The following is a 12,489-nucleotide window of genomic DNA, read 5'->3' as shown; positions in this document are numbered from 1 at the left end:
TCAGTGATTAGGCAATGTCAGAAAAAACCGGCTTACAAGTATCTTTTGTCACAATCAACGAAGACCATTTAGGTCAACGAATTGATAACTTTCTTATTACCCATTTAAAAGGGGTGCCTAAAAGCGCAGTTTATAAAATTCTTCGTAAAGGTGAGGTACGTGTAAACAAAAAACGTATTAAACCTGTTTATAAGTTACAACTAGACGATGTAGTGCGTATACCACCTATTAGAGTGTCTGAGCGAGAAGAGTTTGTACCATCAAAACTAGATAAAGTTACTCGCCTTGAGGACGATATTTTATTTGAAGATAAATACCTTATTGTGATCAACAAACCTTCGGGCATGGCTGTGCATGGTGGCAGTGGTTTAAGTTATGGCTTAATAGAAGCGTTACGCGCACTTCGCCCTGATGAGCGTAGTCTAGAGCTTGTACACAGGCTAGACCGTGATACATCAGGTTGTTTACTAATTGCTAAACGCCGTTCTGTATTAACTGCATTACATGAGCAGCTACGCGAAAAAACAATGGAAAAAAACTACTGGGCGCTTGTAGAAGGTCAGTGGGATTCTAAAACGAAAAACGTGACAGAGGGTTTGCGTAAAAATACGCTTAAATCGGGCGAGCGAGTAGTGCGAGTAAATAATGTTGAGGGTAAACCTTCGCATACTCGCTTTAAAGTGCTTGAGCGTTTTAACGATTGCTCACTTGTACAGGCATCGCCAGTTACAGGTAGAACGCATCAAATTCGTGTGCATACTCAATGTAAAGGTCACCCTATAGCGTGTGATGATAAGTATGGCGACCAAGGGTTTGACGAATCTATGCGTAAAGTTGGCTTAAATCGTTTATTTTTACACGCACACGATTTAAGTTTTTACCACCCTAAAAACGAAACTACCATGCGTATAGAAGCCCCACTGGATAAAACACTTAAAAATACGTTATTAAAATTACGAGATGCAAAACAGTGATAAAAGCAGCGCCAATTAAAAAGTATAAGCTGGTTATTTTTGATTGGGATGGCACTGTAATGGATTCAGTCGGCAAAATAGTTAACTGTATTCGACAAAGTGCTTTGTCGCTTAATTTAACGCCGCCAAGTGATGATGCAATTAAGAATATAATTGGTTTGTCACTTGAGCGTGCTATTGACGTTTTATTTCCTGAGCAGGTAAAACATCAAAAGGCTTTAATTGCAGGTTATAAACATCAATACAGTGTTGATATGACGCCAACCCCCGTTTTTGATGATGTTGCAAGTGTACTTAGCGTCTTACAAGAGCAAGGTATAATGTTAGCTGTTGCTACAGGTAAAGGGCGTGATGGACTAGAGCGCTTACTTGATCAAAGCCAGCTTAGGCAATTTTTTAGTGCAACGCGTACAAGTGATGACGCACTGTCTAAGCCATCGCCAGATATGCTTTATCAGTTATTGCAAGAAATTGGCGTAAGCGCCGATGATGCTGTAATGATAGGTGATACAAAAATTGATATGGCAATGGGCAAAGCCGCAAATATGGACCGTATAGGGGTTACTATGGGTGTACATAATGCCCAGCAGTTAAGTGAATTAACACCTGTTGCAACTGTTGATAATTACCAGCAGTTGCAACAAGTATTACTCGGTTAGTAATTTAACTTGCTTGAGGTGTTTGAGCCGCTAATACATCAATACCAAACTCAGCTAATAATTGGCTGAGTTTAATTAGCGGTAAGCCTATTAGGCTATTAGGATCGTCCCCGTTTAATTTTTCAAATAAACAAATACCTAACCCTTCACTTTTAAAACTCCCCGCACAGTTATATGGTTGCTCAGCATCGCAGTATGCTTCAATTTGTTCACGGGTAAGTGCTTTAAAAACAACTTCGAATGGTTCTATTAAGGTTTTTGTTTTATTACTGGTAATATCGTAAACACAAAGGCCAGTTAAAAATGTTACAGTATTGGCACTAAATAAAGATAACTGCTTAATAGCATTTTGTTTATTATGTGGTTTACCTAAAATTTGATTGTTAAATACAGCAACCTGATCAGAGCCGATAGCAAGGCCTGTGCTAAAGTGTTGTGTTGCAGCACGCGCTTTCAACTCACTCAAGCGTTTTACTAGCTGCTCAGGTGTTTCGTTTGCTTGTGGTGACTCGTCAATCTCTGGCGAAAATGATTCAAATGGCAGATTAAATTTTTGTAATAAAGACTGCCTAAAAGGCGAGCTTGACGCTAATATAAGTGGGTACTTCATGGATTATTTTCCTAATGAAAATCAGTTTGAGTTAGGATAAATCAGATCCGTAAGTAAAACACGTGAAAAACTACCTGAAAATGGTTTTTTACTTTGACTAACCAACTAACTATCTATATGATGCAGCCCCTATGCAAAAGGTGAAAATTCCCATCACTCTTCATCCAGGCAAAGCAGCGCAGCACCGTTTATCGTATGACGGAATTGTACCGCTTGAAAAACTTACTCGTTTAGAGAAAGTTGTGCAGGAAGAAGTAGGTGAAATAGCGGTAAAAATTCATTGCAAAAACGACGACCAAGGTTTAGTTGTGATTCGCGGCAATTTGTCCACACACGTAACTGTCACTTGTCAACGTTGTAATGGTGATTTAGGGTTGGATTTGGTTCAAGATTTTGTTTGTTCGCCAGTAGGTGAAGATACAGATTTAGATATTTTTCCAGAAGACTACGATGAAGTAGCGCTTGATGAAAATGGTGAAATTAACGTTTTTGATTTAATTGAAGACGAACTGATTTTAGCAATTCCATTAGTTGCCACTCACAACGAAGCTTCATGCAGTTATTCAGCAAAGCCTGCCAGCTTTGGTGTGTTAAAGGCGGAAGATGATAAACCTAATCCATTTGATATTTTGAAACAACTTAAGAAAGATTCTTAGGAGAAGACTATGGCTGTACAAAAAAGCAAAAAGTCTCGTGCAAGACGCGGCATGCGCCGTTCACACGATGCGATCAGTGGTCCAACTTTAACTGTAGACCAAACATCTGGTGAGACTCATCGTCGTCACCATGTGACTGCAGATGGTTACTACAAAGGCGTTCAAGTAATTTCTAACTAAGAGATTGCTTTTATGCTGACTAATCTAACCATAGCGTTAGATATGATGGGGGGCGATTATGGCCCCCGTTCATCTATCCCCGCTGCCGTTTGCGCAGTAAATGCTCATGCCAATTTAACGCTTATATTGTGTGGTAACGAGCAAGTAATACAAAATGAACTCGAATCCCTCGATTCTTTATCTCATCCAAGACTTATTATTCGCCATTGTAGTGAAATAGTTACTAATGCCTGCGAACCAGCAATTGCCGTGCGTTCAAAAAAAGACTCTTCTATGCGTGTTGCCCTTGATTTAGTTAAATCAGGTGAGGCTCAAGCGTGTGTTAGCTCGGGTAATACCGGTGCATTATTTTTTATGGCACATTACGTACTAAAAATGCTGCCAGGCGTTAAGCGTCCTGCATTAATATCTGCGGTGCCTACCGAACGTGAAAACCCTGTTTATTTACTCGATTTAGGCGCAAATGTACACTGCGATGCTGAAGTATTATATCAGTTTGGCATTATGGGCTCAGTGGTTGCTGGGCAAGCTATTGGCTGCGAAAATCCCAAAGTAAGTTTACTAAACATTGGTGCAGAAGACATAAAAGGCCATGAAGGTATTAAACAAGCCGCGCAACTTATGCAGCAAAGCCCTTATATAAATTACACTGGCTATAGTGAAGGCAGTGATATTTTTTCAGGCAAGGCTGATGTAATAGTATGTGAAGGGTTTGTTGGCAACGTCGCATTAAAAACCTGTGAAGGTATTGCTAAACTTATAATGAATAAGTTTACAAAAGCCCTTGAAAAGCACTTAGTTTACAAATGCATGGCCTTTATTCTTAAGCCCGTTATAAAAAAACTCTATAATAGGGTGAACCCCGACCAGTATAACGGTGCTTCTCTGGTAGGATTGCGCGGTATTGTGGTTAAAAGCCATGGAAATGCATCAGCTAAAGCATTTCAAGCAGCAATCGACGAAGCGGTAAAAGAAGTTGAACGCCAACTTCCAGATAAAATAGCCGCAATTTTCGAAAAAACACATTCTAATGATACGGCGGCCAATTAAATTTCAGGTGCCGTATTAATTACATATTATTTTTTGTTTAATTAAAAAGAGCAAAGTATGGCACAAAAAATTGCACTTCTATTTCCAGGTCAAGGCTCTCAAAGCGTTGGCATGTTGAGCGAGCTGTTAGAAAGCTCAGATATTGTAAAAGCAACATTTGCAGAGGCGTCGAACGCATTAGGTTATGACCTTGCTGCACTTGTGCTTAATGGCCCAGAAGAAAGCCTTAACCAAACTCACCGTACTCAACCTGCATTATTAACTGCAAGTGTGGCTATTTACCGTCATTGGTTAGCAGAAAATCCACATGCAGAAATTGTAATGGCAGGGCACAGCTTGGGTGAATATTCAGCTTTAGTATGTAGCGACGTTGTAAGCTTGAGCGAAGCGGTAAAGCTTGTTGAAAACCGTGGTTTGTACATGCAAGAAGCAGTACCTGCGGGCGTAGGCTCTATGGCCGCTATTATAGGTTTGGGCGATGACGAAATTAAAGCTGCATGTGACCAATCAGCGCAGGGCGAAGTTGTTTCTCCGGTAAATTATAACTCACCAGGTCAAGTTGTTATTGCAGGGCACAAAGCGGCTGTAGATAGAGCATCGCAAGCATGTAAAGACGCGGGTGCAAAACGTGCATTACCACTGAGCGTAAGTGTACCGTCGCATTGTGAGCTAATGAAACCAGCAGCAGAAAAACTGGCTAATGATCTCGCTGCTTTAACATTTAATACACCTAAGTGTGATGTAATTAATAATGTTGATGTAAAAGCAGAAAGTACAGCGGATGCAATTAAAGATGCATTAGTACGTCAATTATATAGCCCAGTGCGCTGGACTGAAACAGTACAAGCTTTGGTTGCACAAGGTATAACGCAAAGCTACGAATTTGGCCCAGGTAAAGTGTTAACTGGTCTTGCAAAACGAATTGATAAGGCAATGGTTTGTGGCTCAGTAAATGATGCCGCATCAATCGATGCTGCTAAATAAGAGTATATATAATGACTAATTTATTTTCTTTAGAGGGCAAAGTTGTCCTTATTACAGGTGCTAGCCGTGGTATTGGTAAAGCAATAGCTAATACACTCGTAGCGCAAGGTGCAAAAGTAGCGGGTACTGCGACGAGTGAATCAGGCGCAGCTAAAATTAGTGAATATTTAGCTGATAACGGTAAAGGCTATGCGCTAAACGTAACTGAACCTGCTTCGATTGAGGCTACACTTGCCGCGATTAAGGCCGATTTTGGTGATGTTGATGTACTAGTAAATAACGCGGGTATTACTCGCGATAATTTATTAATGCGTATGAAAGAGAACGAGTGGGACGATATTATCGATACTAACTTAAGCTCTATCTTTCGTTTGTCAAAAGCAGTTTTACGTCCAATGATGAAGAAGAAAAATGGCCGTATCATTAACATAGGCTCAGTTGTGGGCACTATGGGTAATGCTGGGCAAGCTAATTACGCTGCGGCAAAGGCTGGCGTAATTGGTTTTTCTAAGTCACTTGCACGTGAAGTTGCATCACGCGGAATTACAGTAAATGTGGTTGCGCCTGGCTTTATTCAAACCGATATGACAGATGATTTAACTGACGATCAAAAAGCAGCTACGCTTGCTAATGTACCTGCGGGTCGTTTAGGTCAGCCAGATGAGATTGCAGCTGCTGTGTGTTATTTAGCATCTGACGCAGCTGCGTACGTATCAGGCGAAACTTTGCACGTAAATGGCGCGATGTACATGGTTTAATAACCATTGTACCTATATTGCCACTAAATTAAGTTAAGTAAGTTACCTCAAAAAGATTGAATTTTTTGTGATCTTGCTTTAAACATACTTGAAATCGCTGTGAAAATAAGCGATAAAAGACAAAATAGACACTCAGAGGTTTGACCAGACAATTATTTATGGTCAAATCATTGAATCAGAGAATTATGCGGCGTAAACTACGCCGCAATCTGAAAATAACGCATTGGCGTTTTTAATAAAGGAAAGAAGAATGAGCGATATCCAAGAACGCGTAAAGAAAATTATCATTGAACAACTAGGTGTTAAAGAAGAAGAAGTTAAAAACGAATCTTCTTTCGTAGATGACCTAGGTGCAGATTCTCTTGATACTGTTGAACTAGTTATGGCTCTTGAAGAAGAGTTTGACACTGAGATCCCAGATGAAGAAGCTGAGAAGATCACTACAGTACAAACTGCTATCGATTACGTTACAGCTCACGCTGAGTAATTAATCGCAAGTTAAAGGCAGCATTCGCTGCCTTTAATTTTTATATCCAAACCACCTCAAAGTTCATGATTCAAACTCACCCTTGTTTATCGTTAATGCATGTGTTTTTTAAAGCACGTATTTAGTAGAGTTTGAGACTCGCACTTTGAGGTCGCTTGGGTATGAATTCCCTTTGTAATACCAATTCGATTTAAACTTAGTAAGTTAATAAGCTTACTAAAATAATAATATTTTAATCAATTGGTGAAAATATCCCTTATTGGAGGCAAACCGTGGCTAAACGTCGAGTCGTCGTAACTGGCTTAGGAATGTTGACGCCGCTAGGTAATGATGTTCAATCAACCTGGCAAGGCTTATTAGATGGTAAAAGTGGTATTCAAACAATAACACACTTTGATACATCAAAATTTGGTACTAAATTCGCTGGTTTAATTAATGACTTTGATGCAACTGCATACATGTCAGCGAAAGATACTAAAAAAATGGACTTGTTTATTCAGTACGGTATTGCGGCGGGTGTTCAAGCCTTTAAAGATTCAGGCCTTGAAATCACTGAACAAAACGCAACACGTATTGGTGTAGCAGTTGGCTCAGGTATTGGTGGTCTTACACTCATTGAAGAGAACCACATTAAGCTACTTAATAGTGGCCCTCGAAAGCTTTCTCCATTTTATGTGCCTTCTACCATAATAAATATGATTTCGGGTCATTTATCAATGATGCATGGGCTTCGTGGTCCTAACATCTCTATTGTTACTGCTTGTACTACGGGGTTGCATAACATAGGCCATGCAGCGCGCATGATTGCATACGGTGATGCCGATGCAATGGTTGCCGGTGGTGCAGAAAAAGCGTGTACACCAATTGGTATGGGCGGCTTTAATGCAGCTCGTGCGTTATCTACACGTAATGACGACCCACAAGCAGCTTCTCGCCCGTGGGACAAAGACCGAGATGGTTTTGTGCTTTCAGACGGCGCAGGTGTTGTTGTAGTTGAAGAGTACGAACACGCTAAAGCGCGTGGCGCTAAAATTTATGCTGAGCTGGTTGGCTTTGGTATGAGCGGCGACGCATACCATATGACTTCACCACCAGAAGATGGTGCAGGGGCTGCGCTTGCTATGCAAAATGCATTAAACGATGCTCAAGTAAATGCAGAGCAAGTTGGTTATATTAACGCGCACGGTACATCTACCAATGCTGGCGATAAAGCAGAAACTGCAGCTGTTAAATCTATTTTTGGCAATGCCGCAAAAGATGTAATGGTAGGCTCATCTAAATCAATGATGGGTCACTTGCTAGGGGCAGCAGGCTCGGTTGAATCGATTATTTCTATTTTATCGTTAACTGATCAAAAAGTGTCGCCAACCATTAACCTTGATAACCCAGATGAAGGCTGTGATTTAGATTACATTGCTCATACTGCACGTGACGCAAAGTTGGACTTTGCTTTATGTAACTCGTTTGGTTTTGGTGGTACTAATGGCTCGTTGCTATTTAAAAAGGTATAATCTTTTTAACAACGAACGAAATTATAAAAGCTCAGTTGTTTAACTGGGCTTTTTTTATATGCCAAATTAAATGCAAACAATAATAACGACAGATCAAAATAGCACTTTAAGTACCCAAGATAGAGGCTTAAATTATGGTGATGGCTTTTTTACTACAGCTAAAGTTGTTGATGGAAAAGTGCAGTATTGGCCATATCATAAAGCACGTTTAACCGAATGCGCGCAAAGGCTTGGCTTTCCAAATATTAATTTTACTGAGCTAGAAGAGCGCATAGGCAATTGTATTCAATCATACAAACTAAATGTGCTTAAGATTGTTGTTACTCGCGGAGAAGGCGGACGGGGTTATAGCTTACCTACTGAGTGTAATTTAACGATTCTACTCAATGTTGCTGCCTATCCTCAAAATTATTTGAGCCTACATCAAGATGGTGTAAGCCTAGCAATAAGCCCTATTAAATTAGCGGCTCAGCCTTTACTTGCCGGCCTTAAAACCCTTAATCGTTTAGAGCAAGTTTTAATAAAAAAAGCTATGCAGAATGAAAGCTGCGATGACGTTATAGTACTTGATTACAACAATAATGTTATTGAAGCCTCTGCGGCTAATATATTTGCGATTAAAGGGGGCCGTGTTTTTACTCCAAAACTTGAGGAGTGCGGGATCAAAGGGGTTTATCTGCAATCGTTATGTGATAAATTAGCTATTGAATTTAAAGTGGTTAGCGTTGAGGATTTAATACAAGCAGACGCTGTTTTTGTATGTAATAGCCTAATGGCGGCCATACCGGTTAAAAGCATTGGGTCGTGTATATTTGATGTATCAAAAAGTCAGTTGCTATTAAAAGAATTATTAGCCAAGGAGGCTAAGTGTTAAAAGTTACTTTATCGGTATTACTACTAGCGATTATTACCACGATTGTAGGATATCAGCAGTTACAAGCCACTATAACAAGCCCTTTGTTAGTCTCGACGAACACTCATTTTGAAGTAAAAAAAGGCACAGGTTTTAACCAGTTATGTAAACAATGGCAAGCTAAAGGCTGGCTAGAAAACTGTTGGCGCTATCAAGTAGTTGCAAAGTTAGATCCCACCCTTACCGATTTAAAAGCAGGGCTTTATGAACTCACTTCAGATAGTGTGATCACCAATATAAAAAAAATTAATAAAGGGGATCAAGTAAGTTTTAGTTTTACCATTATTGAAGGACAAAACTTACGTGAAGTACTTGAGGCTATAAAAAAAGCAAATAACTTACAAAACGATTTAAAAGACGATGCGCTAAGTATGCAAATTCTCAACAGCGATATGTACTTAGAAGGCTGGTTATTCCCAGATACTTATCACTATCATAATAACGACACAGCAAGCAGTGTATTAAAACGTGCAGCGGTTAAAATGCAGCAAGTGCTGGAAGATGCATGGCACGAGCGCAGTGACGATTTACCTTATGATACAGCTTATAAAGCGTTGATAATGGCTTCAATAATAGAAAAAGAAACCGGCCTTGCTAGCGAGCGCCCGTTAATAGCCTCAGCTTTTGTAAATAGATTAAATACGAATATGCGGTTGCAAACCGATCCTACCGTCATATACGGAATAGGCGCAGATTTTGATGGTGATATTAAAAGTAAAGATTTACGCGATTACACACCATACAACACATATCGTATTAATGGCTTGCCACCAACACCGATAGCAATGCCATCTAAAGCTGCTATTTTAGCCGCCGTTAACCCGCCGCAAAGTGACTATGTATACTTTGTTTCAAAAGGCGATGGTAGTCATCAATTTTCAACCACATTAAAGCAGCACAATGTGGCAGTTAACACTTATATTTTAAATAAAAAGAACTAACTTTTGTATGAAACCAAAATTTATAGTAATAGAAGGCCTTGAAGGCGCAGGTAAATCCACAGCGATTTCGCTATGCCAAGACTTTTTAAACAAGCAAAAAATAGACTTTATCAATGTCCGCGAACCAGGTGGTACGCCTTTAGCTGAATCATTACGAACGCTTGTAAAAGCTGAACACGAAGAAGAAATCGCTTTTGAAACCGAGCTACTTATTATGTACGCGGCGCGCTCTCAGTTAATGCATAACGTAATTAATCCAGCGCTTGATAAAGGCCAATGGGTACTTGCAGATCGCCACGATTTATCGTCTCAGGCATATCAAGGTGGAGGGCGTGGTATTAGCTCTAATACATTGGCCTCACTTTCGTCTATGGTATTAAAAGGGTTAAAACCCGATTTAACTATTTATCTTGATATAGACCCAGTTATTGGCCTTGAGCGAGCAAAAGGCCGTGGCGAGCTTGATAGAATAGAGCAAGAAGCCATTGAATTTTTTCAGCGTACGCGTATGCGTTATGTTGAGCTTGCAAATGACGATAATACAATAAAAACAGTCGATGCAAACCAAAGTATTGATAAAGTACATCGCGATATAACTAACGTACTACACACGTTTTTTGAAGGCTTAAAATAATATGGCATTGCCATGGCTACATGATACTCAAGTTCGCTTAGTACAAAGCTTTCGTGCAAATCGATTTCATCATGCGCAATTATTTTGTGGGCCTGTAGGCGTGGGTAAATTCGCACTTAGTGATGAGCTTGCCAATGCACTTTTATGTCAAAATATTAATGAGGAAATAACGTCTGATAATGGTTTACTCAAGCCTTGCGGGCACTGTAAAAGCTGCTCACTAACGCTTGCGGGTAATCACCCTGATAAGCGGTTAACGCAAGTTGATGGGCAAAGTATTGGCGTAGATGATATACGCGGTATCAGTGATTTTATGAATCATTCAGCTGCGCAAAATGGTAACAAAGTCGCCATTATAGAAAACTGTGAAAAAATGACCGTTGCTGCGGCTAATGCATTATTAAAAACGCTTGAAGAACCAACCAATAGCCGCTTTTTAATCTTAACAACAAGTCAGCCTGCACAGCTTCCAGCCACTATTTTAAGCCGCTGCGCTAAAAGTGAGGTAAAAGTAACAAATACCGCACTTGCAGAGCAATGGCTACAAACGTTAGAAATCCAACATTTTAGTTGGCTCACTCTTTTTTATAACCAACCACTGCAAATAAAAAAGTGGCAAGAGCAAGAACAACTAAATAATATTGATACACTTTATAAGTTTGCAACTGACTTTAAACAAAGCCATAATTTCAATGCGTTAGTCGATATAATAAATAAGCAGCCAGAGCTAGTACGTATATTTACGTTGTTTTTAAGTGAGCAATTAAAGCAGCAGCTTTTACAGGGTATGAGCTTTGACTCTTACCAAAATGCACAGCATGCATTAGCTGAATTTTTACAAAATAATATTCAAGTACTGGGCCTTAATTTACCGCTTGCTGTATCGCGATTAGCATACACGTTACGCAATCAATAGGATTTATTATGCAAGAGCTTTTAGTAGATATAGATGATTTAGATGAGTTGTATAGTTGTTACATGCCTTATTTAAAAAAAGGCGGCCTATTTGTACGTACTAACATGCGTTACGAAGTAGGGCATTCTTTGGCGCTTCGCGTCACTTTACCCGATGCCCTAGAGGACGATGTAGTAACGGGTAAGGTCGCGTGGATCACCCCGCAAGGTGCACAGAGCTCTAATCCACCAGGCATAGGCATTAGTTTCTTAGATGATAAAACAAACTTAAATGCTAAAATCGAAAAGCTATTAGGGACTATGTTAAACTCCGGTAATCCTACGTATACCATGTAGTTTTAAGCATATATAAGTTTATGCCATTTCAACTTTATTGAGCTATTAGTGCTCTTTAATTAGTAACTTAAAACCATAAAACAATACAGGCCATATAGTGATTGTAGATTCTCATTGCCATTTAGATCGTCTTGATTTTGATAAACTAGATTTAAACCTTGACCAAGTACTTGATAAAGCACGTGCAAAGCAAGTTGAACACTTCTTATGCGTGAGTGTAACGCTTGACCAATTCCCAAGCATGCTTGATAAAATAAAACACTACGATGATGTTTCAGCTTCATGTGGTGTACACCCGCTTGATCAAAAAGACGCGCTTAACAAACAGCAATTAATCGATTTAGCTTCGCACCAAAAAGTGGTCGCTATTGGCGAAACGGGGCTTGATTATTACTACTCAAAAGATACGCATGCAGTTCAACAAGCAAGTTTTGTTGGCCACATAGAAGTAGCAAACGAATTACAAAAGCCTTTAATAATCCATACTCGCGATGCGCGAGAAGATACAATTAATTTAATGCGAGAACACAAAGCAGAAAATTGCGGTGGCGTACTGCATTGCTTTACAGAAGATTGGGATATGGCAAAAAAAGCAATTGATATGGGCTTTTATATTTCAATATCGGGTATTGTTACTTTTAAAAATGCAGTTGAACTGAAAGAAGTAGTAAAACAAATCCCACTTGATAGATTACTTATCGAAACCGATTCGCCGTATTTAGCGCCAGTCCCGTACCGAGGCAAAACAAATCAGCCAGCCTATGTTGAAGATGTAGCCTATTACATTAGCGAGCTTAAAGGCATTAACTTTAACGAGCTTGCTAAAGCAACTACCGATAACTTCTATTCTTTATTTAAATTAGCAGCTAAAGGCTAACTAC

The 12,489-nt window shown here is 39.6% G+C and carries 16 protein-coding genes; 15 read left to right on the top strand and 1 reads right to left on the bottom strand.

What is annotated here, in order from left to right:
- Positions 1 to 14: 14 nt before the first annotated feature.
- The gene (gene rluC, locus ALFOR1_RS09695; RefSeq protein ID WP_104642841.1) at positions 15 to 974 is read left to right on the top strand and encodes a 23S rRNA pseudouridine(955/2504/2580) synthase RluC; all 960 of its coding nucleotides are present in this window, start codon (positions 15 to 17) and stop codon (positions 972 to 974) included.
- On the top strand, positions 971 to 1,633 hold the full coding sequence (locus ALFOR1_RS09690) for an HAD-IA family hydrolase (protein WP_227006901.1): 663 nt from the start codon (positions 971 to 973) through the stop codon (positions 1,631 to 1,633). The genes rluC and ALFOR1_RS09690 overlap by 4 nt, the downstream gene beginning before the upstream one ends.
- A 4-nt stretch (positions 1,634 to 1,637) precedes the next feature.
- On the opposite strand, the gene ALFOR1_RS09685 is transcribed toward ALFOR1_RS09690, so the two are convergent.
- The gene (locus ALFOR1_RS09685) at positions 1,638 to 2,243 is read right to left on the bottom strand and encodes a Maf family protein (protein ID WP_104642840.1); all 606 of its coding nucleotides are present in this window, start codon (positions 2,241 to 2,243) and stop codon (positions 1,638 to 1,640) included.
- A 131-nt stretch (positions 2,244 to 2,374) separates the two neighbouring features.
- Here ALFOR1_RS09685 and yceD point away from each other — a divergent pair, with 131 nt between their 5' ends.
- The 13 genes from yceD (at position 2,375) to ALFOR1_RS09620 (ending at position 12,485) form a co-directional block, all read left to right on the top strand.
- Positions 2,375 to 2,899 (top strand): 23S rRNA accumulation protein YceD, encoded by a 525-nt coding sequence (yceD, locus tag ALFOR1_RS09680; protein ID WP_058549707.1) that lies wholly within the window; start codon positions 2,375 to 2,377, stop codon positions 2,897 to 2,899.
- A 9-nt stretch (positions 2,900 to 2,908) separates the two neighbouring features.
- Complete coding sequence (rpmF, locus tag ALFOR1_RS09675; protein ID WP_008109865.1) at positions 2,909 to 3,079, top strand: 50S ribosomal protein L32; 171 nt, start codon at positions 2,909 to 2,911, stop codon at positions 3,077 to 3,079.
- A 12-nt stretch (positions 3,080 to 3,091) separates the two neighbouring features.
- Complete coding sequence (gene plsX, locus ALFOR1_RS09670; RefSeq protein WP_058549708.1) at positions 3,092 to 4,129, top strand: phosphate acyltransferase PlsX; 1,038 nt, start codon at positions 3,092 to 3,094, stop codon at positions 4,127 to 4,129.
- Positions 4,130 to 4,186: 57 nt separating this feature from the next.
- Positions 4,187 to 5,113: an ACP S-malonyltransferase gene (gene fabD / locus ALFOR1_RS09665; protein ID WP_104642839.1), complete on the top strand. Its 927-nt coding sequence runs from the start codon at positions 4,187 to 4,189 to the stop codon at positions 5,111 to 5,113.
- An 11-nt stretch (positions 5,114 to 5,124) separates the two neighbouring features.
- Positions 5,125 to 5,871, top strand: a complete 747-nt coding sequence (gene fabG, locus ALFOR1_RS09660) for a 3-oxoacyl-ACP reductase FabG (protein WP_104642838.1) — start codon at positions 5,125 to 5,127, stop codon at positions 5,869 to 5,871.
- 250 nt (positions 5,872 to 6,121) lie between these two features.
- Entirely contained in the window at positions 6,122 to 6,358 is a 237-nt protein-coding gene (gene acpP / locus ALFOR1_RS09655) for an acyl carrier protein (RefSeq protein ID WP_002962377.1), read from the top strand.
- A gap of 272 nt (positions 6,359 to 6,630) precedes the next feature.
- On the top strand, positions 6,631 to 7,869 hold the full coding sequence (fabF, locus tag ALFOR1_RS09650; protein WP_104642837.1) for a beta-ketoacyl-ACP synthase II: 1,239 nt from the start codon (positions 6,631 to 6,633) through the stop codon (positions 7,867 to 7,869).
- A 70-nt stretch (positions 7,870 to 7,939) separates the two neighbouring features.
- On the top strand, positions 7,940 to 8,743 hold the full coding sequence (gene pabC / locus ALFOR1_RS09645) for an aminodeoxychorismate lyase (protein WP_104642836.1): 804 nt from the start codon (positions 7,940 to 7,942) through the stop codon (positions 8,741 to 8,743).
- Positions 8,737 to 9,723 (top strand): endolytic transglycosylase MltG, encoded by a 987-nt coding sequence (gene mltG / locus ALFOR1_RS09640; RefSeq protein WP_104642835.1) that lies wholly within the window; start codon positions 8,737 to 8,739, stop codon positions 9,721 to 9,723. The genes pabC and mltG overlap by 7 nt, the downstream gene beginning before the upstream one ends.
- 7 nt (positions 9,724 to 9,730) lie before the next feature.
- Positions 9,731 to 10,357 carry a dTMP kinase gene (gene tmk, locus ALFOR1_RS09635; protein ID WP_058549714.1) on the top strand — a complete coding sequence of 209 codons (627 nt, stop codon included), beginning with the start codon at positions 9,731 to 9,733 and terminating at the stop codon, positions 10,355 to 10,357.
- 1 nt (position 10,358) lies between these two features.
- Positions 10,359 to 11,273 (top strand): DNA polymerase III subunit, encoded by a 915-nt coding sequence (locus ALFOR1_RS09630; protein ID WP_104642834.1) that lies wholly within the window; start codon positions 10,359 to 10,361, stop codon positions 11,271 to 11,273.
- A gap of 8 nt (positions 11,274 to 11,281) precedes the next feature.
- Positions 11,282 to 11,608 carry a PilZ domain-containing protein gene (locus ALFOR1_RS09625; protein ID WP_058549716.1) on the top strand — a complete coding sequence of 109 codons (327 nt, stop codon included), beginning with the start codon at positions 11,282 to 11,284 and terminating at the stop codon, positions 11,606 to 11,608.
- A 97-nt stretch (positions 11,609 to 11,705) separates the two neighbouring features.
- The gene (locus ALFOR1_RS09620; protein ID WP_058549717.1) at positions 11,706 to 12,485 is read left to right on the top strand and encodes a TatD family hydrolase; all 780 of its coding nucleotides are present in this window, start codon (positions 11,706 to 11,708) and stop codon (positions 12,483 to 12,485) included.
- The last annotated feature ends 4 nt before the right edge of the window (positions 12,486 to 12,489 follow it).

This window comes from Pseudoalteromonas carrageenovora IAM 12662, assembly GCF_900239935.1.
Taxonomy (GTDB): Bacteria; Pseudomonadota; Gammaproteobacteria; order Enterobacterales; family Alteromonadaceae; genus Pseudoalteromonas; species Pseudoalteromonas carrageenovora.
Note: the sequence above shows the minus strand (reverse complement) of the source record. Positions and strands in the feature narration are given on the sequence as shown.